This is a genomic window from Acidovorax sp. GW821-FHT11A03, from assembly GCF_058809075.1.
In genome coordinates this window covers 659,720-685,395 of the sequence record NZ_JBXASG010000002.1, presented here as the reverse complement: position 1 = coordinate 685,395, position 25,676 = coordinate 659,720, and the positions used below count along the sequence as shown (strand labels likewise).

Sequence of the window (25,676 nt, the reverse complement as noted above, 5' to 3'; positions counted from 1 at the left end):
GATTTATAGGCTTGAAATGGCATACTGTGCCCAGCCAATTTTTCAATGAGATACCGGCCAATTGTTCAAGCATGCGCAACTCGAATCCGTGAAAGCCTGGGTGCTCGATCCAGCGCATGGCGCTTTGCCCCTGCACGCGCGCATTCAGCGCGCCATCCGGCAACTCATCCTCGACGGTGCGCTGGAGGTGGGGGCGCCACTGCCTGCGTCGCGCGCACTGGCAAAGTCGCTGGGCCTGTCCCGCGACACGGTGGAGGCGGCATACAGCCAGCTGCATGCCGAGGGGTTTATCGAACGGCGCGTGGGCAGCGGCAGCTTCGTTTCGGAGAGGGCTCAGCGTTTGCGGAGGCGGGGCATGGGGCGGCGACCTGCGGCACTGCGGGAACCTCTGCGGCTGAGCCAGCGCGGATCGGCCATGTTCCGCGGCGGTGGGGTGCGGGACTTTCTGGCTCCCCGCCCGTTCGCTCCCGGCGTGCCGGAAACACGCGGCTTCCCGCTGGCCACCTGGGAGCGGCTGGAGCGGCAGGTGCTGAAGGACTGGGGCACCACGGCACTGCTGCACAGCCCACCGCAAGGGATGGAGCCGCTACGGCGTGCGATTGCGAACTACGTCAATCTCGAACGCGGCGCGCATGCCACGGCCGAGCGTGTGCTCGTGCTCACCAGCTCCCAGCAGGCCCTGACCCTGTGCGCTACCGTGCTGCTGGACGCTGGCGACCGCATCTTCGTTGAAGACCCCGTGTACCACGGCGCGCGCAAGGCGTTCGACGCCGCGGGGCTGGAATGTGTGCCCGTGCCGCTGGATGGGGAGGGAATGCGGGTGGAGACTCTGCGCAAGGCGCGGCAACCGGGCAAGGCGGTGTTTCTCACGCCTTCGCATCAATTTCCGACCGGAGCGACCCTGGCGCTGGACCGGCGGCTGGACATCATCGAATGGGCCCGGCAGCACCAAGCCTGGATCATCGAGGATGACTACGACAGCGAGTTCCATTACGCGGGCAAGCCCACGGCCTGCGTGCAGGGCCTGGACCCGAACCAGCGAACGATCTACATCGGCACATTCACGAAGTCGATGTTTCCGGGCTTGCGCATTGCCTTCATGGTGCTGCCGCCCGAACTCGTGGCTCCGATGACCGCCGCACGCACCCTGCTGGATGGCCACAGCGCGCCGATTCCGCAACTGACCCTGGCGCGCTTCATGGAGGGTGGCCATTTCGGGGCCCACGTGCGGACCATGCGTGCCGTCTATTGTGAGCGGCGCGATGCCCTGGAACTGCTCGTGCGCAGGCACCTGGCGGACTTCGTCGAGCCTGAAGTGCCGGACGGCGGCATGCAAATGCCCTGCCGGTTCATTCGCGACATTCCCGAGCTGGAAGCCATGGGCGCAGCGCAGCGTGCCGGTATCGATCTGCTGGGACTGACGCCATTGCATGCAGCGGGCACGAGCCGGGCCGGATTCCTCATGGGGTTTGCCGCGTATGCGCCGAAGGAACTGGAGACCGCTGTGAAGAAGCTCGCGCAGGTGTTGCGCACGCTGGATCGTTGAAGGCGGCCGCCCAGTCCGTGGCTGGGAAGATTTCGGATCCGTCGAGGTTGCTGCCGAAGCCCCATGGCCATGCTGTGGATGCGCAGCGCGGCCATCCACCCGCAGCGACACCCCCCAGCCGCAAGGCGCCCAGCGTATGGGGGCGGTCTGTCGGCTCATTGGCCGCCGGCACGGGCCGGACAAGCCCGGGGTTGTCTTTCCTTCAGGCACATGCCGCGTCCGGGGTGAACGCGGGCGCAGGGCATCACCGCGCGGCATGTGCGGATTTCCAGCCTCTCCGGTTTTTTGGGATGGATTTTCATCCAGGAATGCGGGAAAGGTGCCGCCATTGAAATGGAAATCTCTTTGAAATCAATGACTTACAAGGATGGCGCCGTGTGGCACATGCGTTGCTAGATGGACATTCGTTGATCGGTTCATCGATTGCAGAAATGGATGCCGTGTGAACCATCTTCTTGCGTGATTTCAAGCCGCCATGAACAAGGCGGCTTCGTCCAACACAGGTTCAGGAACCCCCATCTCCATGCTGTCACACCCCAAGCCGCACGCCCCTCCACCCTGCCTCCACCCGTCTTGCCAGGCAGTCATCGGCGATGACGGCGAGCGCCTGGGGTGTGCATGGGCGCCGCGCACTGCTGCCAAATTCCATCGATAGCCGGATTGCCGAGTGCCAGTCCTCCAACAAGACGGCGGATCGTTTGCCGCGGAACGGCCATCCGGGGCTGTCGGCGCAGTTCCGCTGCGGCATCGAGGGTGGTCAACGGCTTTCCCTCCCATCGCCTGCGCATTGATGCTGGGTGCCTCGGTGGCATTCGCGAACCCGGCGGACTCCGCCCCAGCTGCCACGGGCCGCAGTTCCATGGCCTATGACCCGCAGCGGCATGATGCCTTGATCCTGGCGCACCGCGAGGGGCATGTCGCCCCGGCCCGAGCGCTGCAGCAGTTGAAGGACTGGCTCGACGTGCCATTGAGCGACAGCGTGCGCCAGCGTCTGGTCTCCGACGCCGTCGTGATGGCGACCGCCGGCGGCCAGTTCGCCGAAGCCGTGACATTGGGACGCCAGCAAACCGCGGCGGGGTTGAGCGACTACGCGCTGGAGGCGCTCGCCGTGGCCGCGCGGCGCGTGCAGGACACCGCGTTGCAAGGCGACACCATCAGCATCTGGCGCGCGCGGCAGCCGCAGGCGCTCGGACCCCGCATCCACGAAGCTTTCTGGCGCCTCGACAGCGGAGATGTCGTGGGCGCGAAAACAATCAGCGAGGCGCTCATGCGGAAAGCGGCAGAGCACATCGAAGTCCGTGTCGCGCTGCTGGAGTTGCGCGCTGCCGTGGCCCGCGCCGAAGACCAGCCACTGATCGCGATGGCCGCCTACGCCGAGGCCGGTGCGCTGCGCCCCGAGCGCCTGGACATTCGCCGCGAGGCCGACTTTCTGCTCGCCGACAACGGCGCGGCGCCTACCGCCTTCGACGACGCCGAAGCAGCCGCAGGGAAAAACCCCGGCGCCTTTTCCGCGCTGGCGCTGTCCATGCTGCAACAGAAGGCACTGGCCCAGCGGCTGCGCTGGGCCCTCCAGGAGCGCGACCAACGCCGGGGCGTGGCGCGCGTGGTCGCACTCGACAAGGTGCTGGCCGGCCAGGAGGCCGCCCTGGTCCGGCTCGAAGCCGCGGCGCAGCAGGCCCGCGGCGCGGACGCCGAGGCCTGGCGCGTGCTGCGCAGGAATCTTGAGTCCGATCGGCTGCTCGCGCTGGTGGAGCGTGGCCGTCCCGGGGACGCCGTCGCGCTCTACGAAACCCTGAGCTTGGCGGGCATCGACCTGTCGTTCCACGGACTCGCCGCGGCGGCCCGCGCTTTCGCGCAGGAGCGCCGTTCGGCCGAGGCCGTGCCCCTGTATGAAGCCGCCATCGCGAAGGGTGGGGCGGACGTACCGATGCCGGGCGAAATCCACTTCGGCCTGGTCTATGCCTACCTGGACACCGGCCGCTTCGAACGGGCTGAAGCGCTGCTCAAGCGGCTCGAGGAGAGCACGCCGGCGCTCACGCGCCTGGCACCCGAACCTGGCCGGCCCAACAGCCAATACACCGAGGTGATTGGCATGCGTGCGCTGATGCAGCTCTACACCGACCGGCTCGCGCTTGCTCAGCAGAGCTTCACGGCGCTGACGCTGGACGCGCCGCTCAACGCGGGCTATGCCCTTGGCGCCAGCCTCACCGAGCGCTTGCGCGAACGCCCCGAGGCCGGGCTCGCGCGCCTTGAGGCGCAGATGGCGGACCATCCCGACGACATCGGCATGCGCGTCGGCCATGTCGAGGCGCTGCTCGGTGCGGGCTGGTTCGGCGAAGCCCGCCAGCGCGCCGCATCGCTGGTGGCCGATGTTCCCGACAGCCTGCAGGTGCGCGACATGGAACGCAAGCGCGATACCCTCACCGGTGCGCGGCTTGAGGTCGACGCCGCGGCGTCGCGTGGTGGCGCCGTGATCGCCAGCGGCGAGTGGCGCATCGACAGCCGTCTGAGTTCGGGACTCATCGCAGACCAGTGGCGCGTGTTCTACGACCAGTCGCTCGCCCAGGGCAGCACCGAGGCCGGCAACGCCAAAAGGGTCCGTGGTGGCCTCGGCCTGCGCTGGCAGCGCGGTCCCTGGGTGGCCGAAGGTGCTCTGCAGCATGCCGCTGCCGGCCCCTACCGCAACGGGATGGCCGGTCGCGTCGATTACCGCGCCAGCGATGCCTGGCGGCTGTGGGCTGCCTACGATGGCGACAGCAAGGAACTGCCCTGGAAGGCGCGGGTAGCTGGCACAGGCGCGCGCGAGATGGCGGGCGGCGTGGCCCATGTGGTGAACGAGGCGCGCCGCTTCAACCTGCAGTGGCAGCGCCTGGATTTCAGCGACGGCAATGTGCGCAGCGGCCTGGGCCTGGGCTGGACCGAGCGCAGGGTCAGCACGCCGCGCGTCCAGGCCGAGACCCGGCTCGAGGCCGGCACGGGCCGTGGCCGCGTGCTGGACACGCCGTACTTCAACCCGCCGCGCGATACCAGCGTGCGGCTTGCGGCGCGGGCCCAATGGCTCACGTGGAAGAGCGACGACCGGCAGTTCTTCCAGGCCATCGAGGTCGGTGGCGGCAGCTATCACCAGCGCGGCTTCGGCAGCGGACCGCTGTGGAGCCTGCGCTATGAACACAGCTGGAGCCTGGGCCGGCGGCTCACGCTGCGCTACGGCCTGGGCATCGCCAGCCATCCCTATGACGGCGTGCGCGAACGACAGCGCAGCGTCTTTCTGAACTTCTCGATGCCCCTGCAGTGATGTCCGCAAAGAACACCTTCCCCTTCCTGCGGGCCGCCATGGCATGGCTGCTGATCGGGCTTGCGCTGTGCGCGCTGTCCCGGCTTGCGCCCGCCCAACCGCTGCCGCCGGCCGACCCCGACGATGGCGTGAGCTTTCGCGTGATCTCGTTCCATGACGTGCGCACCGGCGTGCGCGCCAGTTTCGAGAGCTCGCCCGATGCCACCGCCATTGACGACCGCACGCTCGTGGAGGTGTTCGCCTGGCTGCAGTACAGCGGCTACCACCCGGTGAGCCTGCAGCAGATCATCGACGCGCGTGCGGGCGGCCGGCCCCTGCCCGCCCGGCCCGTGCTGTTGACCTTCGACGACGGCTACCGCAGCGCCTACACCAAGGTGTTTCCGCTGCTCAAGCGCTACGGGTACCCGGCGCTGTTCGCGCTGGTGACGAGCTGGCTCGAGGTGCCCGAAGGCCAGCCTGTGCACTGGGGCGACAAGCCGGCGCCGCGCGAGAACTTCCTGCTTTGGCGCGAGGCCGCCGAAATGGCGCGCTCGGGCCTGGCCGAGTTCGCCAGCCACAGCGATGCCATGCACATGGGCATCCAGGCCAACCCGCAGGGGAACATGCTGGCGGCCGCCGCCACGCATCGCTACGATCCCGGGACCGGCCGCTACGAAGAAGATGCCGCCTACCGGCACCGCATCGAGACCGACCTGCGCCGCAGCCGGGAGATCATCGAGGCGCGCACCGGCGCCAGGGTCCGCGCCACCGTCTGGCCTTATGGCGCCTACAACGCGATGGCGCTGCGGGCCTCCGAGCGCGCGGGCATGCCGATCACCTTCACGCTGGACGATGGCCCCAATACGGCCGCCGTGCCGCTCGCACGCATCCGCCGCGCGCTGGCCGTCTACGACAATGCGGCGCCCGAATACGCCCAGCTCCTGCGCAGCCCTGCGGGCGGCGAGACGCGGCCTGTCAACCGCGTGATGCACGTGGACCTTGACTATGTGTACGACCCCGATCCGGCACAGCAGGAGCGCAACCTTTCGGCACTGATCGAGCGTGTGGCCGCCGTGCGGCCGCGCTCGGTGTTCCTGCAGGCCTACGCCGACCCCGATGGCGACGGCGTGGCCGATGCCATGTACTTCCCGAACCGCCATCTGCCCGTGCGCGCCGACCTGTTCGGCCGCGCTGCCTGGCAGCTGCGCAGCCGCGCTGGCGTGAAGGTCTATGCCTGGATGCCGGTGATGGCCTACCGTCTGCCGGCTTCGCATCCACTGTCTGCCCATACGGTGATGGCGCAGGGCGGCAAGGCGCCGGCCGACCGCTATCACCGGCTCACGCCCTTCCATCCGGCGGTGCGCACGCTGATCGGCGGCATCTATGAAGACCTGGGCCGCTACACCTTCTTCGATGGCCTGCTGTTCCACGACGACGCAATGCTGGCCGACGACGAGGACGCCTCTCCCGACGCGCTGTCCGCCTACGCCCGCTGGGGCCTGCCGCCCGACGTGGGCGCCATCCACGCCGATCCGGCGCTGCGGTCCCGCTGGACCACCGCCAAGACCCGCCACCTCATCGAGTTCACCCAGGAGCTCCTGGGCCGGGTGGGCGCCTGGCGGCCGACGCTGGAAACCGCGCGCAACCTGTACGCCCGGCCCGTGCTCGAACCCGAGGCGGAGCAATGGTTCGCGCAAAACTACGAAGCATCGCTCGCGGCCTACGACTATGTTGCGCTGATGGCCATGCCGCGCATGGAGCGCGAGAGCGATGCCCAGGGCTGGCTTGCCCGGCTGGCGCGCCGCGCAGCCGACACCCCCCGTGGCCTGGACGGCACTGTGTTCGAATTGCAGGCCCGCGACTGGCATACCGGAAAGCCCGTGCCCAACGACGAGCTCACGCGCCAGTGGGCGCAGCTGCAGCGCGCAGGCGTGCGGCACCTGGGCTACTACCCGGATGACTTTCTTGGCAACCATCCCTCGCTCGACACGGTGCGCCGCGCGATCTCGGTGCGCAAGCTGCTGCCGCGCGCGCTGCGCTCGCCGGCGGGTGCCGCGGCGACGGTCCCTCCACAGACGGGGCCTGCGGTCCCTGCGCAGGCCGGGGAATCCCGATGACCTCCGGCCCGTGGCTTGTCCAGGCGCTGCCCTCGCTGCTCTTCGGTTTCGTTTTCTACTACCCGTTCTTCATGGCGTGGGTGTGGATGGCCGGCGGCCTTTCGCACGCGTGGGCGTTCGAACGCAAGGACGACGTAGAGACCGACCCTTTGCTGGCATTGCCCTCGCGGCCGTTCGTCACGGTGGTGGTCCCGTGTTTCAATGAGGCGCCTCACCTGCGAGAAGTGATCGAGCAGCTGATGCGCACGCGCTACCCGAACTATGAAGTGATCGCCGTCAATGATGGCAGCACCGATGGAACTGGCGAACTGCTCGACGCGATGACGCTGGAGTTCAGCCGCCTGCGCGTGATCCACAACGCCAGCAACCAGGGCAAGGCCGTCGGTCTCAACACCGCGAGCCAGCTCGCGCGCGGCGAGTACATTCTCGGCATCGACGGGGACGCGCTGGTGGACCCCAACGCCATCGCCTGGATGCTGCGGCGCATGCTGGTCTCGGACCGCATTGGCGCCGTCACGGGCAACCCGCGCATCCGTACGCGCACCACGCTGCTCGGGCGCATGCAGGTGGGTGAGTTCTCCTCCATCATCGGTCTCATCAAGCGCTCGCAGCAGCTTGTCGGCACGCTGTTCACGGTGTCCGGCGTGCTCGCCATGTTCCGCCGCCGCGCGGTACTCGAGGTGGGCTTCTGGAGCCCGGATGTGCTCACCGAAGACATCGACATCAGCTGGAAGTTGCAGCTCCTTGGCTGGCGACTGCGGTTCGAGCCGCGCGCGCTGTGCTGGATTCTGATGCCGGAAACGCTGCGCGGCCTCTGGAAACAACGCCTGCGCTGGGCGGTGGGCGGTATCCAGACCATGCTGCGCATCACGCCATCCATCCTGCGTCTGCGCAGCTGGCGCCTGTGGCTCATCTATGGCGAATACATGGCGAGCGTGGTGTGGGCCTACGCGATGGCGATTGTGCTGCTGATCAGCGCGATGCGTCCGCTGCTGCCGCAGGAGTCGGTCTGGCACTCCACGCTCCTTCCGCACTGGCAAGGCACGCTGCTGGCCATGACCTGCATCCTGCAGATGCTGCTGAGCCTGTGGATCGACCGGCGCTACGACCGCGATCTCATGCGCTATTTCGCGGGAACGATTTGGTATCCGATCGCATTCTGGACCATCACGATGACCACCACCGTGGTCGCGCTTCCCAACGCTCTGATGCGCCGCCGCGGCAAGCGCGCTGTGTGGACGAGCCCCGACCGAGGAGTCTCCGATGTCTCATGAGCCTGACGACCATTCCCTGCCGCCCGCGCCGCACGCCGACGTGCGCCCACCGAGCCGGCGGCATTCCTGGGGGCAGCCAGTGGGCGAGGAGCCGATCATCGATGCCGCCCGGGTCTCGCTGCAGGCGTTCGGCGCGGGGCGGTCGCCGCGGCGCACGCTCGCCATGTACCTCTGGCTGCGCGTGCTGCGCCCTGCGCTCACCCTCGCGATCTGGTTCTGTGCGGTCTGGTACGCTTGGCCCTATGTGCTCAATGCCCGCTCGCAGCCCGAAGTGCTACATCTGCTTGGCCTGTACGCGGCAGTGATCGCCGCGATCCTTGTATCGATGCTGGTAGTGGCACCGTGGCGCCGCCGCCAGCATGAACGCGAGGCGCCATCCACCCATGAGCCATCGTCGCTGTCCGCATTGGCCTCCTACATTGACGTGCCGCCCGCCCGCCTGTCGTCCTGGCAGCGCACGCGGCAGCTGCTGGTTCACCACGACCATGAAGGGCAGCTCAGGGATGCCACCGACACCACCCCCGGGGAGCTGGAGCCCGAGCCCCCTGCATCGCGCCGGGGACGGCGCTGATGGAAGAATGGGCCTGCGCCGTGCAGGCAGGTTGACCCCACGGATCGCCCATGACGACACCCCGCAATGCCTCTTCGCTGCGGGTCTTGCCTGCGGCGGATCCGCTGTGCGATGCATCCTCGGGCGATCTCTCGATACCCGCCCGGGCGGGCACGACGCTCCGCTGGCGGTGGCGCCACGTTGTCGTGCTGGCGGCATGCGCGCTGTGCGGCGCGGTCGCCTATGTGGCCACCTTCACTTTCTATCGGGAAGAGCAGGCCCGGAGCGCCGCGAAACGCCTCGAGTTTGTCGTGCTCAGCCTGCAGGCGCTCGTCCATCGCAACGAAGCCCTGCCAGGCATCATCGGACTCAAGTCAACGCTTGGCTCGCTGCTGGACACGAACACGCTGGCGGCCCAGGCCGCCGCCAACGCGTATCTTGAAACAGTGGCGAAGGCCTCCGGCATTTCTGCCGTCTACCTGCTGGATGCCGGCGGGACGACGCTGGCTTCGAGCAACTGGAACCAGGTGCTGACCTTCGTTGGCGAGAACTACGCCTATCGGCCTTACTTCAAGGATGCGATGGCGGGCCGCACCGGGCGCTTCTACGGCATCGGATCCACCACCGGCGAAGCCGGCTACTTCCTGGCGGCCGGCGTGGTGGCGCCGGGCGGCGCCCGCGGTGTGATCGCGGTCAAGCTCTCGCTCGAAAAGTTCGAGGAAGCCATGCGGCAGAGCACCGACGTGGTGATCCTCACGGACCGCGAGGGCGTGGTCATTCTCAGCTCCGTTCCCGAGTGGCGGTACCGCACCGTCGCCGCGCTCGCACCGGCCGCGCGCGAGCGCATCCGGCAATCGCGGCAGTATGGGGACCTGCCGCTGCTCGCGCTGCCCGGGCCGGGGCTGGATTTCACCCGGTCCCACGCAACGCTCGCGCTTGAAGGGGGCATCACGCACTACACCATGGCGACCCATGCGAGCGAAGATCTGGGTTGGCGTGCCGCACTTCTGGTGGACCAGGCACCCTCGCGCCGCGCCGCCGTCCTGGCCGCACTGGCCGCCACCTCCGTCGCCGCCTTCCTGGGGGCGCTCACCGTCGGCTTTCAGGAAGGCCGGTATCGCCGTGAGGAGATGCGCAAAGCCAAGCGCGCGCTGGTGGAAGCGAGTGCCCGGCTCGAGCAGCGCATCATCGAGCGCACGGCGGATATCAGCCAAGCCAATGCCTCGCTGGAACGCAAGATCGAAGAACTGCGCCGTACCGAGGCGATTCTTCATGAGACGCGGGACGGTGCGGTGCACGCGGGCAAGCTCGCCGTGCTCGGGCAGATGTCTGCGGGCATGGGCCACGAGCTCAGCCAGCCGCTCACCGCGCTGCGGACCCTGTCGGACAACGCGATCACGCTGCTTGACGGCGCGCGCCTGGAAGAGGTGCGCGAGAACCTTCACCTCATCAGCGAACTCACCGCCCGCATGGGGCGCATCATGGCGCTGCTCAAGGCCTTTGCCCGCGCCGACAGCACCAGCCTCGAACCCGTGGCCATGGACATGGCGATCCATCATGCGCTCATGCTCGTAGAGTCTCGGCGGTGCGAGGTGCGGGCGGATATCCTGGTCAGCTCAACGCTGGCGACCCGCCCGGTGCGGGCCGACGCCATCCGGCTCGAACAGGTGCTCGTGAACTTGATGCGCAATGCGCTCGACGCGGTCGAGTTCCGGGCGGAGCGCCTGGTGAGGGTGGCGGTCCGGCAAAAAGGGCGCCATGCCGTCATCTCCGTCAGCGACACGGGCGGCGGCATCGCGCCAGAGGCCATGCAACGGCTGTTCGAACCGTTCTACACCACCAAGCCCGCGGGCGCGGGGCTGGGTCTTGGGCTCGCCCTTTCGCAAAGCATCGTCGAGAGCTTCGGCGGGCGCATCGAAGCGCGCAACCTGGACCGGCAGGGCGCGCTCTTCACCATCACGCTGGAGGTCTATTGATGCCCGTGCCACCCATCCCTGCCGACGAAAGGCCGCGAGTTCTCCTCGTGGATGACGAGCCCGCCGTGCGGCGCGGCCTCGAGCAAGCCATGGTGCTTGCCGGCATCACTGTGAAGGCGGTCGGCAGCGCGGAGGCCGCGCTGGATGTTTTCGAGGACGTGCAGCCGTGGGCCGTCGTGAGCGACGTCAAGTTGCCCGGCATGGATGGCCTGGAGCTGCTCAACAGATTGCGCCAGCATGATCGTGAAGTCGCGATGGTTCTCATCACCGGGCACGGGCACGTCGCCATGGCGGTGCAGGCAATGCGCGAAGGCGCCTACGATTTCATAGAGAAGCCGTTTTCCTCGGAAACGCTGGTCGGCGTCGTGCGCCGGGCCGTCGAGCGGCGCGTGCTGCTGGAAGAGAACCGGCGCCTGCGCGAGCGCTTGCCCTGCGAAGAGGGGCGTCCGCTCATTGGCCAGACACCCGCCATGCAGCGTGTCCGCCAACTGGTTCGCGCACTGGCGGCGACCAACGTGGATGTCCTGATCGCCGGAGAGACGGGCGCGGGCAAGGAGGTCGTGGCACGGGCGATTCATGCCGCCAGCGGCCGCAGCGGTCCCTTTGTTGCGCTCAACTGCAGCGCCCTGCCAGAGAGCGTCATCGAGAGTGAAATCTTCGGCCACGAGGTGGGTGCCTTCACCGGCGCGGCCAAGCGGCGCGTGGGGCGCATCGAGTTCGCCAACAAAGGCACGCTGTTCCTCGATGAAATCGAGTCGATGCCGCTCTCCGTTCAACTGAAGCTGCTGCGGGTGCTGCAGGAGCGCGAGATCGAACGGCTGGGCAGCAATGTCTCCATACCCGTCGATTGCCGCGTGCTCGCCGCCGTCAAGGGGGACCTCAAGGCCATGACGGCGGCAGGCCGATTCCGCGAGGATTTGTTCTACCGGCTCAATGTGGTGACGATCGACGTCCCGCCATTGCGCGATCGCATGCCGGACATCCCGCTGCTCATGGCCCACTTCCTGCGCGAGTTCGCCCAACACCACGGCATGGCGCAACCGGAATGGAGCGATGACGACCTGCGCCGCTGGAAGGCCCACCGGTGGCCCGGCAATATCCGCGAGCTGCGCAACGTTGCCGAGAGGCTTTGCCTGGGCCTGCCCGACGGGCTTTCGCAAGCCGATCCGCCGCCGGTTTCTACGTCGCTCACCGCGCGCGTGGACGAAACAGAGGCCGCGCTGATACGTGAAGCGCTTCGCCAGGCACGGGGCCGCGTGGCCCAGGCCGCCGAGCAGCTCCATCTCCCCCGAAAGACGCTGTACGACAAGTTGCGCCGGCATGGCCTGGTGGCAAGAGACTTCCTGCGCGGCTAGGGTCCCGCTGCGCACGGAAGTCCCCATCGCACAGTCTTCTTCGCTCGATGGCGGCACTTCATGCCCTCTGGATCGCCACCGCTGTCGCTGCGGTGGATGCCTTGTGCTGGCGCCATCGGCCCTGAACCGGTGCCAACGATCCCGTGGCGGCTGGCTCGCGCGGAGGGCGGGGTGTCAGCCCTGCTTGTGCAGCGGCAGCCACAGCGTGAAGGTGGAACCTTGCGCCTGGGCGCCGTCACTGGTGCTCCAGGTGCAATGCGCGCCCAGCACCAGCGCGCGGCTGTGCACGTTGGGCAGGCCCCGGCGGGCGGGCGCCAGCGCCTCGGACGCCGGGGGGGTGAATGGACGGCCGTTGTCCCGTATGCACACCTGCACGCCGCGCGTGCCATCGCCGCCGCCCTCTGGCGGGGGCCAGACGGCCTCGGCCGTGCTCAGCACGATCTCCGTCGCGCCACTGTGCTTGAGGATGTTGGTGAGGATCTCCTGCAGGATGCGCAGCACGTGCAGCGCGTTTTGCGCGTCCAGCCAGGGCAGCGGCGGCAGGTCGTCCACCTGCCAGTGCATGACCAGTCCCGCGCCCTCCAGCCGCAACCCGAGCCGATAGCGCAGGCCGGCCAGCAGTGCCAGCAGATCCGCATTCACGGGCTCCAGCGAGTCGATGGAGATCTTCAGGTCGTCGATGCACTCCCGCAGCACCTGCGCCACGTCCACGGGTGCCGCCGGCGCAGTCTCTACCAGCCGCAGCGCGCTCATCAGCGAGGAACCCACGCCGTCGTGCATCTCCCGCATCAGGCGCTGGCGCTCGTGCAGCAGCGTCTGCTCGCGCTCGGCGGCGCGCAGCAGCTCGTGTGTTTCGCGCAGCTGCAATTCCTGCGCGGCCAGGCGCTCGGCCTGCACGGCATTGGCTTGCTCGGCGACTTCCAGCGCGCGGTGGTAGCGCGTGAACCCGACCAGCAGGAACATGGTGAACACGCCCATGTACACGTAGGGCGTGAGGTAGATGTGCTCGATGCTGATGCGGTAGCGCTGCATGGCCAGGTCGTGGATGGCCAGGGGAAACGAGAGCGCCACGGCCCCGGCCAGCAGCACGCTGGACCAGGAGCGTTCGCGCCACGCGCCCAGCGCCGCCACGCACAGCACCACCAGGGCCGGAGGAAACAGCGCCAGGCGCAACAGCGGCAGCATCGCCTCGTGCCGCAGGTCCCACAGTGGCAGGGCCGCCAGCGCCACCAAGCCGCAATAGGCGACCACGGCGCGCGCCAGCCGCGGATAGCCCCGGCCCTGCATCCGGCACAACAGGAAGAAGGAGCAGGCCGACGACCCCAGCGAGCCCACGAGCGTGAGCCAGGAGAACCATTCGTCGGGCACGCCGAAGCCCTCGGCATCGACCAGGTAGAACAGCGTGGCCAGCAAGTGCCCCACCGACAGCAGGAAGAACAGCAGGTAGCCCGCCTCGCCCCGGCCGCGCCGCACCAGCCACACCGCCAGCGCGAACACGCCCAGCACGAGGTAGGCACCGCGCAGGTAGGCCACCAGGTCGGTCTGCAGCAGGCTGCGCAGCCGCCACCCCGGCCAGAGCGCCTCGGCCGGCCCGGCCCACACGCTGGACAGCGCGCCGCCCACGCCGGGCAGGTTGGCCATGCGCACATGCACCTCCAGGGGAATGCCGGGCGCAGCATGGCCCGCCAGGTCCACCCACACCGGGCGGTTGAAGCTGTTCCAGACCCGGCTGCCGTGCGACTGCCAGACGAGGTGCCCATCGGCATACACCGCCACCGTGCCCACTGTCTGCCAGCGCGGGATGTACAGGCGCGTGCCCTGGGGCGTGGCGGCGAGCGCCTCGCCCGGCACCCGCAGGCGGTACCACCACACCTCGGGTGGCGCATCGGCCTGCGCGGCTGTCGAGACCGTGCTGCGTGCGCGGGCATGTGGCAGGTCCACCGTGCTCCACGGTATGGTGCTCGAAAGCACTGCATCGGGTGATTCGTGCAGCGAGGGCGGCGGCGCCCAGCCCCCGCTGGCGGGATTCCACGCCTGCGCCTGCACCAGGTGCGCGGGCAGCATGCCTGCCAGCGCCGCGCCCCCGGCGGCGGCACCGGCCAGCAAGAGCCGCAGCGCCAGGCGCGCGAGATCAAGCCACATCGATCCACCCTTTGCGCGCCGCGGCGCTCACCGCTTCGGCCTGGGTCGTCACCTGCAGCTTGGCGTACACGCGCCGCACGAAGGTACGCACCGTGTGGCGCGACACGCCCATCGCCCGCGCCACCTCGTCCAGTGTGTAGCCGCGTGCCACCATGCGCAGCAACTCGGCCTCGCGCGCCGAAGGTGCCACCTCCGTGATCTCCGCCGCCGCCAACCCCGGCTCCAGGCCCGCTGACGGCTTGGCTGTCACGGGAGACTGCGCGCGGCGCAGCAGCAGCTTGCGCGCCACCATCGGATTGATGGGGCTGCCCCCCGCATGCAGGCTGCGCACTTCGTCCACGACGGCGCTGGGGGGCAGGTCCTTGAGCAGGTAGCCCATCGCACCGGCCTCGATGGCGCCCAGAACATGCGCCTCATCGCCAAAGATCGTGCTCACCATGGCCGCCGCCCCGGGCCAGCGCGCGCGCAGCACGGCCAGCACGTCGAGCCCGCTGCCATCGGGCAGCCCCAGGTCCAGCAGCAGCACGTCCAGCGGCGCATCGTCCGCCTGCAGCGCCGCCAGCGCTTCGGCGCGGCTGGCCGCCACCCACTGCAGATGCATGTCGGCCGCGCCTTGCAAGGCATGCGCCAGCGCGTTGCGGCAGACGAAGTCGTCCTCCACCACCGCCACGCGGATGGCAGGGGGCGCAGGCGCCGCATCCGGCGCCCAGGGAGTTGTGCGAGGAAGGGAAACCATGCGCCGATGCTGCCACAGGCCCAGGTCAAAAGCGCCGGGCCTGGCGGGGCTGCTGTGCCCGGCAGGCCGGCTGCGCCAGCCGGTACGGTGGCAAGCGGCGGATCATGGTCGGTTCTTCGGGCTGCATGCGGGGTCGGTGGGTTTCTGCATGGGTTCCAGGTCGTCAATGCGCGCCCATTCGGCGGGTGCTCTGTCCATGCTGCCATCCCCCGGGGCCCTTGTCATGTCGCCCAAACGGGGGACATACAAAACCGTGCCCATCCGGTAACTTCCGGTCCCGCAAGCAGGGGCCTGCACCTGAATCCACAAGAACACGGTGGCCGACACCGTTCCATTCAGGGCAAGCCCGAGCGGCTTTTCTCGAACGCACCACGGAGTGAGGAATACATGATTCGGATGGTAGAGGCCGCGATGCGGCCGGGCGCAACGGCGCGCCACAGCTCCCGGCCAGGGCGCAGCGCGGGCGCATCCCTGGAAAGGTCCCGGGCGGTCCGGGGGCTCGCGCTTGCGGCGGCGGTGGTCTTGCTGCAGGCCTGCGGCGGAGCGACCTTGTCGTCGTGGATCGAGGCGCCGCTTGTCGCCGACGGCTACACCCGCAACGCGGACTATTTCCCCTTCGAGCCCACGCTGCTCGTGAACCCCGACGCGAATGCGCAGCTGAAGTTCTCGTACGCCACGTTGCCGAGCGGAACGTTGACCAAGCTGGTCGTGGACAAGGCGAGCACGACGGCCTCCGTGGGGCAGGAAGCCTACACGCTGAATGCCGACAAGGTCGCGCGCGCGCGCCTGGTGCTCTATGTGGAGAAAGTGGCCGCGCCTGGCTATATCGCGATATTCAGCGCCCATCAGGACGGTGCCGATTGCTTCGAGCGCGAGGACACGGCGCCGCACTGCGGCCAGTCCGTGGCCAGCGCCGATGCGGCCGCCACCGATGCGGACAGTCCCGCGCAGCCCCTGCGCATCACCACGCCGGGTTTCTACAGCTTCGATGTCACCAAGCTGGTCAAATACCGGTTGGCCAACAACGTCGAGTCGATGATGCGTGTGGGCGCGGCCCCCGATCCCAACGACAACACCTTTGGCAGTTTCGAGTTCGCGAGCAAGGAGCTGCCAGCGGGGCAGGCCCATGTACTGCACCAGCCCCAGCTGCTGATCACGCTCAGCGATGCGGTGGGCGCCACCAGGAACGCCTATGCCGCGACCAGCGTGCGCCAGTCGTCCATCGACCCCTCCGTGGCTTCACGGAATTTTGCCCAGGACGAAAATCTGTGGCTGAGCGGCGTCCCGGGCAACCGGGCATATGCGCTGATACAGCCGCAATCATTGCCCACGGGCGCCTTCACCTTGCGCACCGCCCTGAACGAGATGGGTTCCGTGGGGGTCAAGCAAACCATGGTGGCGTTCGTGAATGCGCCGGTGCCGGAACAGGCCACGGCACAGCCGCAAGCGAATTTCTACACCAGGCCGGGATTCACCTCGCAGAACCAGCAGGTCACCTCCTGGAACGGGGGCTGGGCCGAACCATCCGCAGCAGCCTTGTTCGCCACCGCACCGCTCGACCGGGATGCGCAGAACCAGTCCCTGTTCGTCGATGCCAGCGAGGGCTATGTCTCCGCGCTCGCGGGTGCCTACAACGCGGATCGCCGCGAGAACTTCGCCATCGCCGGCTCGACGAACCTGCAGGCTCCGCTGACGCTGGACAGCGACAACAACACCCGGACCGGGCACATGCCGCGTTTCGTTGCCGCGATCACGCCCGTGTCGGACAGGATGCGCAATTTCATGAAGTTCGACAGGGACGACAGCGAACACACGCGCAACTACTGCCTTGCGCTGGGCGATGGGATGTGCAACCCGTCGCTGTCGCTGCGCGCGCGCCTGGGGCAGCTCTTCACGAGAAACCCCATCGTCATCGACCCAAGGGCATCGACCCCCGAAGGTTCCTACCTGCCCTATGCGACCCCGATCAACGTCGCGGTGCCGTCCAGCGGCGCCAGCGCGATCATTCAGAGTGATCCCGATCCGGCGGAGCAGGGCTTCATGGGCGATGGCGGCACCGGCTACTACATCTACGACGCCCGGGCCAACCGCGTCGCGGGCCAGTACCAGGGAATCATCAGCATGCCGGGGCACAACCTGCGCGCCGTCATCCACTTCGAGAACCTGCCGCTGCCCGCGCCGTCGCTCGGTGGCCCGGGCACCATCGACATGGTGCCCGGCGCCGCGTCGGTGACGGTCGCGGCCAATGCGCCGATCCCGTTCCGGCTGACCGTGGCCGACCCGGTCAATGCGAACATCGACGATACGACACGCTGGGCGATCACGAGCAGCAACCCGGGCGACACGATGCCGGGCGAGATCCAGCAAAGCGAAGGCAGCGCGGCGTTCGCGGCGACGTTTGCCGGGCCCGGCTCGCGCACGCTCACGGCGACGAGCAAGGGCGACGGCACGATCAAGACGACGATGAACGTCCTCGTCAACCAGGTGGTCCTGCCCGGCCAGGCGATCACGTTCACCTCCACGCCACCGGCGTACCCCGTCGTGGGCGGGGCCTATGCGGTGTCAGCCCTCGGCGGCGGCTCGGGCAACCCGGTCGTGTTCACCATCGATGCCGCCTCGACGGCCGGGGCCTGCTCGGTCGCGGGCAGCGTGGTGACATTTGCCGGCGCGGGCACCTGCACCGTCAATGCCAACCAGGCAGGCGACGCGAACTACGCCGCTGCCGCCCAGGTGCAGCAGACCATCGCCATCCCTGTCACCTACAGCGGCACCACCGTGCCCACCACGGGTGCGGGCGGCCCGGCCAGCGCCAGCTTCACGGGTGGAGGCGCCGGCTGCCGGTTCGACCCCGCCGCCACCGGCTTCATGGCCGCCAGCGCCGCCCCGCCGGGGCAGAGCGCGCCGCAGGGCGCGTTCCGCGTCCGGCTGGTGGACTGCACCCCGGGCGCCACGGTGCGTGTGACCACCCTGTGGCCGCAGCCGGTCGCCGGCTTCACCAAGTACGGCAGGGCCAGCAGCGGCGCCGCCAGCGCCAGCTTCTTTGCGCCGAGGAATCTCACCATCGACGGCAACGCCGTGAGTTTCGACCTGACCGACGGCCAGCTGGGGGACGACGATTGGGCCCAGAACGGCGTGATCGTGGACCCGGTGATGCCACTGGCCCCCGCGGGCCTGGCTACCGCCATTCCCACGCTGAGCGAATGGGGCGTCGTGCTGACGGGGGCCACGCTGGCTGCCATGGCCTTGCTGGGGTTGCGCCGCCGCCGGGGTTGATGGGGGCGCAGGCGCCGTCCCGGGCGCACGGCCGCGGCCCGGCGCGTGCACCCGGTCATCCCCCGGGCGGGGGAGCCGGAGCCCTGAAGCTGGCGGCCCACGCCGGGAACTCGTCCGCCGGCATGGGCCTGGCAATGAAGTAGCCCTGCGCTATGTCGCACCCCAGATGCAAGAGCTGCTCCCAGTGCTCGCGGGTCTCTATGCCCTCGGCCACTGTCTTGCGGTCCAGGTCATGGACCAGGTCGATGGTGGAGCGCACGATCTTGGCGGAGCTCTTGTCGTGTGTCATGGCGGCGACGAAAGACTGGTCGATCTTGATGCAGTCCACGGGGAGCTTCTGCAGGTATGCCAGGGACGAGTAGCCGGTGCCAAAGTCGTCGATGTACAGCGGAATGCCTTCCTCCCGCAGGGCGTGGAGCACGCCCATGGCGTATTGCGCATCCTCCATGACGGTGCTCTCGGTGATCTCCACCTCCAGCAGCCCGCGTGCCACGCCGCGCTCGCGCTGCCAGTGGCGGAACTTGGCGAACAGCTGCTCATCGCGCAGGTTGCGCGCCGAGAGGTTGACGGCGATGGGCAGGGCGCAGTCCTGGCGCTGCCAGGCCTGGAGTATGTCGAGCACGGACACCAGCATCCATTCCGTCAGCGGCTTGATGAGCCCCGTGTGCTCCGCCAGTTCGATGAAGACCCCGGGCGCCAGCAGGCCGCGCTGGGGGTGGAGCCAGCGCACCAGTGCCTCGGCGCCGCAGACGCGGCCGCTGGCGAAATCGACCTTGGGCTGCAGGTAGACCCGCAGCTGGCCGGCGTCGATCGCGTGGCGCAGCTCGCCCGCCATGTTCAGGCGCTCGGCCTGGTCCTGTTCCTGCTGAGGAATGAAAACGACGTGGTCCACGCCCATTCTCTTGGCCTGGTGAACCGCCTTGTCCATGCGGCGCAGCAGGTCGTGCACGGTTCGCCCGTGCTCCGGGAACAGCGCGATGCCGGCCTTGGCCACCACATCCAGCGCGATGCCGGCCACCGAAATCGGCTGTGACAAGTTCTGCTCCAGCATGTTCACCGTGTGGCGGGCGGCGTGCAGGTCGCTGTCCGGCAAGAGGGCCGCGAACTCATCGCCGCGCAGGCGGGCCACCAGGGCCGATGGCGGGGCGCTGCGCTGCAGCCGCCGTGCGAACTCGCGCAGGATGTCGTCGCCGTGCGCAAAGCCCAGCGCTTCGTTGATTTCGCTCAGGCGCTCGATATTGAATTGCAGCACCGCCAGCGAGCGCGGCTGTTCACCGCCTTCGTGGATGGCGGCGGCCAGCGCCTCTTCGAACTGGAGGGCATTGGGCAGGCCCGTCAACGGGTCATGCCGGGTGAAGTGGTGCATGGCGGCCTGCACGCGCTCCTGTTCGACGCGCGAGCGCAAGGTCGCGATGCCATAGGCCAGGTCATCGCTGGACTCCGTGAGCAGCGCGATTTCGTCCTCGCCAAAGGTGTCGGGTTCCGGGTCGTAGATGGACAAGGCGCCAATGACCCGGCCTGCCACCCGCAGCGGGCACGAGATGCCGGATCTCGGCCCGTGGGGCCTGCCATGCCAGGGGGCATGGCCGGGGTCGGTGTTCATGTTGCGCACCAGGCAGACCTCCTCGGTCCGGATGGCGCTGGAGGTGACCCCCTGGCCCAGGGCCGTGCCGCTCAGGTCCAGCCCCAGCTGCCGCAGCGCGTCCATGCCGCCGGGGTAGCCGCATTCGGCCATGGGTTCAAGGGGCAGCTCCGGGCGGCTGCCGCAGTACCAGACCACGGCCATGCCATAGCCGCCGGCCGTGACGATGGCCTGGCACATGCTGTCCAGCAGATCCTGTTCCTCGCTGGCCCGCAGCATGGTGCGGTTGCCGGCGCTCAGGGTGCGCAGGGCGCGGGTCGCGTGCTCCAGCTGCCGTATGCGCTGCTCCAGTTCGGTGTTGAGCGTCTGTATGCGGTTCTCGAAGTGCTTGCGGTCCGTGATGTCGGTGCCCAGCACGTAGTAGCCGCCCACCTTGTCGTGCGCCTCGAACCTGGGCAGGTAGCGGATGGCCTGCCAGACCCCGGGGAAGGGCTGCCAGTCATAGGCCTGCGGAGTGCCCGCCAGCACGCCGTCGATCATCGGGGCGGCCTGGCCGTAGCGTTCGTCGCCGAGTATTTCCTGCACCGTGCACCCCGTGATGTCCGCGCGTTCCGGGGCGAAGCTCTGGCGGTACTGGTCGTTCACGTACACATAGCGCCGCTCGGCGCTCACGAACGCGATCAGCGCGGGAACCGCGCCAATGACGCTGCGCAGGTGGTCTTCGCTTTCTTTGAGCTGCGTCGTCCGCTCCCGGACGTGCGACTCCAGCAGGATGTTCTGCGCGCGAATGGTCTGCTCGGCCTGGCGCTCCGCCGTGACGTCACGGAAGACGAGGACCACGCCATGCAGCTGGCCGTTGGCATCCCGGATGGGGGCCGCGCTGTCCGCGATGGGGCATTCCGTGCCGTCGCGCGCGAGCAGCGACGTGTGGTTGGCGAGGGCTTGAATCTCGCCGGTGGCAAGCGCGGCGGCCACGGGCACCAGGGCGGGCTCGCGGGTCTGTTCGTTGACGATGCGAAACACCACTTCCACCGGCAACCCCCGGGCCAGCGCGATGGGCCAGCCCGTCAACTGCTCGGCCACGGGGTTCATGCGCAGGATGCGGCCTTCGGTGTCGGTGGCCAGCACGGCATCTCCGATGGAGTGCAGCGTGGTCGACAGGCTCTCTTCGCTGTCCGCCAGCGCGCGCTGGCTGGTTTCGGTTTCGCGCAGCTGCCGGCGGATCAGCAGGTAGGTCGCGCCCAGCAGGGCCACCAGCATCGCGGCGGCGATGGAGCCCGCCACCACCAGTTTCTGCCGTGCCTGGGCATGCGCGTTGGCGCGCAGCGTGAGCAGGTGGCGCTCCGCCGTGTCCATGTCGCCGAGCAGCTCGTAGGTGCGTGCGCGCGTGGCCCGCAGCGGCGCCGTGGCCACGAAGGCATTGGCGGCCTCCTGGCCCTGGGTCTTGCGCAGCATCTCGACCTGCCGGGAGATCACCATCCGCTGGTTCACGATTTCCCGCAGCTGGCCCCAGCGCTGGTGCTGGTCGGGGTTGCTGGCGGTCAGCAACTGGATCCTCTCCAGCGTGCGCTCTCTCTGCGCGATGGTGTCGTCGCGTTCGGCGATGTGGGCGGGATCTCCGCTGAGCCGGAAGTTCTGCGTGGCCAGCTCGATCTGCAGGGTGTAGCCACGGGTGCGGGCCAGGTTGTTGAGCACCTCATGGGTATGCGCGAGCATCAGCGCGGTCTGGGACGCATCGTTCGCCACCCGCCAGGTGGCCGCCACCAGCGCCGCCACCACCAGCACGGCGGCGCCGAATGCAATGGCGACCTTGCTTTCGAAACTGGACCAGCGTGCCACCGTATTGACCTTTCCGTGAGGAGACCCGGCCGGATGGACCCGGATCGAACAGTACGCCGGCACCGGAAGGACGGGGTTCGCCATGCCTGCTGCATCGTGCAGCACATCAGGAATCCGTTGGCTGGCTGCTATCGGCCAGTTCGAATATACCGACTGGAGGCCTTGCGGGGAACCAATAGATGGCATGGTGGAGCTTTGTGGGCCCCCTCAGGGCGCGCCGCCCGCCGGTCCCGTGGGGCACGGCGAGTCCCTAGAATCGCGGGAGCCCACCGACCCCCCAAGAAACACGACCATGGAACGAGCAACCCGCCAGCGTGCGGCAATCCACGCCGCGATAGCCACCGCAGGGCGTCCCTTGTCGCCGCAGGAGGTCCTGGAGGCAGCACGCGCCGACATCCCCTCGCTGGGGGTGGCAACCGTCTACCGGAATCTTCGCGCGCTGATGGAGGACGGCACGATCGAGCCGGTGACCCTGCCCGGCAGCAGCGCCCGCTACGAGATGGCGGGGCAGGACCACCATCACCATTTCCTGTGCCGGGTCTGCCACCGCGTGTTCGATATCCATGCATGCCCTGGCGGCTTCGCACACCTGGCCCCGCCGGGCTTCACCGTGGACGGCCACGACGTCACCTTGTACGGCCAGTGCAGCGATTGCCAGCCCCCGCCGCCCGCGAAGAAGGCGCCGGCCCCGGCGCGCCGGCGCCTCACCCGGGGCTGACGGCCTGCCTTTCCCGTGCCCGCCGGTGGCAGCGGCGGGCGGTCGCCGGTTTCCATGCGCACCTGCCGGGGGCGGCATGCCGCTTCGGGCCGAGGGCGCGCGGAGCGTGAGACAATGCCGCCCTGCGCAGCGGCTCCACGGGAGCCCCACTGCCGCTGCCGATCCGAGGGCGCCATGCCGTGGCAGGCACCAGGCCCGGCGGCAACGCCAGGCAACGGCGTGTGAATGCGCGGCCGATGTGCCGGTACCCGCCTGCGCCGCCGAAGGCCCTTGATTTGATGAAGGAATCAAGGGCCTTTTCTTTTCAATGGGCGCCCTGGGCGCCGGACGGTTTCCCCCGGCATGCCTCGCGGCATGCCATTCACCCTGTTCCACGCGGCCACCGCCGCCACTCGCCGGCCCGGGCACGACAGTTCGGCCGTGCAGAGTGACTTCGCCACCGATTCTCTGACCTCCCATGACACCCTTCCTGAAGGACACCACCCTCGGCATCGACTTTGGCACTTCCAACTCCGCGATGGCCGTGCGCCAGGGCACCGGGCCCGCGCGGATGATCGCGCTCGAAGGAGGCGCCCCCACACTGCCCACCGCGCTGTTCTTCAATGCGGAAGACCACCGCACCCACTTTGGCCGGGATGCCGTGGGGCAGTACCTGGCGGGCACGGAGGGGCGCCTGATGCGCTCGCTCAAGAGCCTGCTGGGCAGCGCGCTGCTGCAGGACAAGACGGCGGTGCACAACAAGCTGGTGAGCTACCAGGACATCATCAGCCTCTTCTTGCGCATGCTGGTGCAAAAGGCGCGCGATGACCTGGGCGGCATGCCGGCCCGGGTGGTGATGGGGCGCCCGGTGCATTTCGTGGACGGGGACGCCGGCCGCGACCAGCAGGCGGAAGATGCGCTGCGCCAGGCCGCGGTGGACGCGGGGTTCGCCGAGGTGTCGTTCCAGCTGGAGCCCATCGCCGCCGCGCTGGACCACGAGCAGCGCATCACGCACGAGTCGCTGGTGCTGGTGGTGGACATCGGCGGGGGCACGTCGGACTTCACGGTGGTGCGGCTGGGGCCGCAGCGCATGGCGCGCGCCGAGCGCGGCAGCGATGTGCTGGCCACCACCGGCGTGCACGTGGGCGGCACCGACTTCGACCGGCGGCTGAGCCTGGACCTGCTGATGCCCCTGCTCGGATTTCGGCACACCGGCCCCGCGGGGCGCGAGGTGCCCAGCCGGGTGTTCTTCGACCTGTCCACCTGGCACCTGATCCAGTGGCTGTACTCGCCGCGCGCGCTGCGCGACGCGCAGAACCTGCGCACCGACTATTCAGATGCCCGGCTGCACGCGCGGCTCATGCGGGTGCTGCACGAGCGCCTGGGGCACCGCATGGCCAACACCGTGGAGCAGGCCAAGATCGCCGCGTCCCTGGGCGATGCCGATGCGCCCATGCCGCTGGACTGGATCGAGGCCGGGCTGGCTGAATCCGTCACCCCCGAGGGGCTGGCGCGGTTCCTGTCGCAGCCCCTCGAACAGGTGGTGGCCTGCGCGCAGGAATGTGTGCAGCTGGCGGGCCTGGGGCAGCAGGGGGTCGATGCGATCTATCTCACGGGCGGCTCGTCGGCCCTGCGGCCGCTGCGCCAGGCCCTCAAGGCGGCATTTCCCGGCACCCCCCAGGTGGAAGGCGACCTGTTCGGCGGCGTGGCGGCCGGGCTGGCGGTGTCGGGGTGAGAGTCCGGCGGGAGGTGCCGCGCACCCTGGCCGGTGCCGGTACTCGCCGTGGCGGGTCGGTTTGCTATTGAAAATGTAGCTGTTGGCGCTTTCCTGCCAAGGGTCTGCGGCCAATTAGCATGAAATCCGGGCCGGAATCAGTCCGCGGTGCCGCTGTCTGCGCCACCGTCGTCCGCACCGCTGCGCTTCCATGCCAGGGCCGTGTCGTACAGCACATTGCGCGATGCGCCGGTGATCTCGGCGGCCAGGCGCACGGCGGTTTTCAGCGGCAGCTCCTGCACCAGCAGGCGCAGCACCCGCAGGCTGGAGCCATCGTCGCTGGCCACCGCCACCGGGTGCAGCAGCACCACGAACTCGCCGCGCGAACGCTGGGGGGCGCCGTCCAGCCACGCCGCCAGCTCATGGGCGGGCCGCGTGGTCACTTCCTCGAACTGCTTGGTCAATTCCCGCGCCAGCGTCACCGGGCGATCGCCCAGCACCGCCAGGGCCTGGGCCAGTTCGCCGATGCGGTGCGGGGCTTCGAGCAGCACCACGCAGCGGGGCTCATGGGCCAGCTGCTGCGCAATCACCGTGGCGCGTTCAGCGTTCTTGACGGGCAGGAAGCCCGCAAACACGAAGCCGCCGTGTTCGGTGCTGTGGGCCACGGCGCCAGCCACGCTCAGCGCGGTGGTGATGCTGCTGGCGCCGGGCAGGGGCACGGCGCGCAGGCCGACCGCCTGCACGGCGGCCACCAGCCGGGCGCCGGGGTCGCTCACGCCGGGCGTGCCCGCGTCGCTCACGTACGCCACGCGCAGGCCCTGCTGCAGCCGCTGCACCACGTTCTGCGCGGCTTCGGCCTCGTTGTGCTGGTGCACGGCCAGCAGCTGCGAGGCCCCCTTGTCGATGCCATAGGCGCGCAGCAGGGATTGCGTATGGCGCGTGTCCTCGCAGGCCACGGTGTCGGCCATCTGCAGCACATGCAGCGCGCGCAGGGTGATATCGGCCAGGTTGCCGATGGGCGTGGCCACCACGTACAGGGCGCCCTCGGGATAATGCTGCGCAGCCGCCGCTTCACGCGCGGCGCCCTGGGCTGAAGCGAAAGATGCGCTCAATGAAATTCCTTGGAAAGAGAAAACCGGCGGAAGCCCCTGGCCCGGCCGCCAAACCCGCCACCACGCGCGAGCGCGGCAATGCGGCGGAAGACCAGGCCCTGGCCCACCTGCAGGCGGCGGGCCTGCACCTGGTGCAGCGCAATTATCGGACGCCCGGGCGCGGCGGCGGCGAGATCGACCTGGTGATGCGTGCACGGGACGGCACGCTCGTGTTCGTCGAGGTGCGCAGCCGCGCGGGCCGCGCGTTTGGCGGCGCAGGGGCCAGCATCGGCGCCACCAAGCAGCAGCGCATCATTTTCGCGGCCCGGCACTACCTGCTGCGCCTGCCTTCCCCGCCGCCGTGCCGCTTCGACGTGGTGCTGGTCGAGGAGTCCGTGCAGTGGCTGCAGGCCGCTTTCGATGCGCAGTAGGCGCGCGCCCGGTGGCCGCCATCCCTGGCGCCGGCGCCATGCAGGGAACTACGGTTTGCTACAAAAGCTGTAACACGCG

Annotated in this window: 15 protein-coding genes; 11 read left to right on the top strand and 4 right to left on the bottom strand. The window is 68.9% G+C overall.

Annotated features, from left to right (window positions below; all coding sequences use genetic code 11):
- Positions 1-61: 61 nt before the first annotated feature.
- The 7 genes from pdxR (at position 62) to AC1RVY_RS06790 (ending at position 12,092) form a co-directional block, all read left to right on the top strand.
- Entirely contained in the window at positions 62-1,546 is a 1,485-nt protein-coding gene (pdxR, locus tag AC1RVY_RS06820) for a MocR-like pyridoxine biosynthesis transcription factor PdxR (protein WP_492805908.1), read from the top strand.
- An 859-nt stretch (positions 1,547-2,405) separates the two neighbouring features.
- The gene (gene pgaA / locus AC1RVY_RS06815; protein WP_492805907.1) at positions 2,406-4,841 is read left to right on the top strand and encodes a poly-beta-1,6 N-acetyl-D-glucosamine export porin PgaA; all 2,436 of its coding nucleotides are present in this window, start codon (positions 2,406-2,408) and stop codon (positions 4,839-4,841) included.
- Positions 4,841-6,937: a poly-beta-1,6-N-acetyl-D-glucosamine N-deacetylase PgaB gene (pgaB, locus tag AC1RVY_RS06810; RefSeq protein WP_492805905.1), complete on the top strand. Its 2,097-nt coding sequence runs from the start codon at positions 4,841-4,843 to the stop codon at positions 6,935-6,937. Before pgaA ends, pgaB begins: the two co-directional genes overlap by 1 nt.
- Positions 6,934-8,211, top strand: a complete 1,278-nt coding sequence (pgaC, locus tag AC1RVY_RS06805; protein ID WP_218297347.1) for a poly-beta-1,6-N-acetyl-D-glucosamine synthase — start codon at positions 6,934-6,936, stop codon at positions 8,209-8,211. The genes pgaB and pgaC overlap by 4 nt, the downstream gene beginning before the upstream one ends.
- On the top strand, positions 8,201-8,782 hold the full coding sequence (gene pgaD / locus AC1RVY_RS06800; protein ID WP_218297346.1) for a poly-beta-1,6-N-acetyl-D-glucosamine biosynthesis protein PgaD: 582 nt from the start codon (positions 8,201-8,203) through the stop codon (positions 8,780-8,782). Before pgaC ends, pgaD begins: the two co-directional genes overlap by 11 nt.
- Positions 8,783-8,832: 50 nt before the next feature.
- The gene (locus AC1RVY_RS06795) at positions 8,833-10,737 is read left to right on the top strand and encodes a sensor histidine kinase (RefSeq protein WP_492805904.1); all 1,905 of its coding nucleotides are present in this window, start codon (positions 8,833-8,835) and stop codon (positions 10,735-10,737) included.
- A complete protein-coding gene (locus AC1RVY_RS06790) occupies positions 10,737-12,092 on the top strand; it encodes a sigma-54-dependent transcriptional regulator (RefSeq protein WP_369641200.1) in 1,356 nt (451 codons plus the stop codon). Before AC1RVY_RS06795 ends, AC1RVY_RS06790 begins: the two co-directional genes overlap by 1 nt.
- Positions 12,093-12,266: 174 nt before the next feature.
- Here AC1RVY_RS06790 and AC1RVY_RS06785 read toward each other — a convergent pair whose 3' ends face one another.
- Both AC1RVY_RS06785 and AC1RVY_RS06780 read right to left on the bottom strand, forming a co-directional pair.
- A complete protein-coding gene (locus AC1RVY_RS06785; RefSeq protein WP_492805903.1) occupies positions 12,267-14,234 on the bottom strand; it encodes a sensor histidine kinase in 1,968 nt (655 codons plus the stop codon).
- Complete coding sequence (locus AC1RVY_RS06780) at positions 14,224-14,970, bottom strand: helix-turn-helix transcriptional regulator (RefSeq protein ID WP_218297342.1); 747 nt, start codon at positions 14,968-14,970, stop codon at positions 14,224-14,226. The genes AC1RVY_RS06785 and AC1RVY_RS06780 overlap by 11 nt, the downstream gene beginning before the upstream one ends.
- Before the next feature lie 387 nt (positions 14,971-15,357).
- On the opposite strand from AC1RVY_RS06780, the gene AC1RVY_RS06775 reads away from it, so the two are divergent.
- A complete protein-coding gene (locus AC1RVY_RS06775) occupies positions 15,358-18,243 on the top strand; it encodes an IPTL-CTERM sorting domain-containing protein (RefSeq protein ID WP_492805901.1) in 2,886 nt (961 codons plus the stop codon).
- 55 nt (positions 18,244-18,298) lie between these two features.
- Here AC1RVY_RS06775 and AC1RVY_RS06770 read toward each other — a convergent pair whose 3' ends face one another.
- Positions 18,299-21,664 carry an EAL domain-containing protein gene (locus tag AC1RVY_RS06770; RefSeq protein ID WP_492805900.1) on the bottom strand — a complete coding sequence of 1,122 codons (3,366 nt, stop codon included), beginning with the start codon at positions 21,662-21,664 and terminating at the stop codon, positions 18,299-18,301.
- Between the two features lie 292 nt (positions 21,665-21,956).
- Between AC1RVY_RS06770 and AC1RVY_RS06765 the strand changes: the two genes are divergently transcribed.
- Entirely contained in the window at positions 21,957-22,382 is a 426-nt protein-coding gene (locus AC1RVY_RS06765) for a Fur family transcriptional regulator (RefSeq protein ID WP_492805898.1), read from the top strand.
- Between the two features lie 457 nt (positions 22,383-22,839).
- The gene (locus AC1RVY_RS06760) at positions 22,840-24,096 is read left to right on the top strand and encodes an Hsp70 family protein (protein WP_218341357.1); all 1,257 of its coding nucleotides are present in this window, start codon (positions 22,840-22,842) and stop codon (positions 24,094-24,096) included.
- Between the two features lie 137 nt (positions 24,097-24,233).
- On the opposite strand, the gene rsmI is transcribed toward AC1RVY_RS06760, so the two are convergent.
- Positions 24,234-25,187, bottom strand: coding sequence for a 16S rRNA (cytidine(1402)-2'-O)-methyltransferase (gene rsmI, locus AC1RVY_RS06755; RefSeq protein ID WP_492805896.1), 954 nt, complete (start codon positions 25,185-25,187; stop codon positions 24,234-24,236).
- Between rsmI and AC1RVY_RS06750 the strand changes: the two genes are divergently transcribed.
- Positions 25,187-25,597 carry a YraN family protein gene (locus AC1RVY_RS06750; RefSeq protein ID WP_492805894.1) on the top strand — a complete coding sequence of 137 codons (411 nt, stop codon included), beginning with the start codon at positions 25,187-25,189 and terminating at the stop codon, positions 25,595-25,597. The two genes, rsmI and AC1RVY_RS06750, sit on opposite strands and share 1 nt — an antisense overlap.
- The last annotated feature ends 79 nt before the right edge of the window (positions 25,598-25,676 follow it).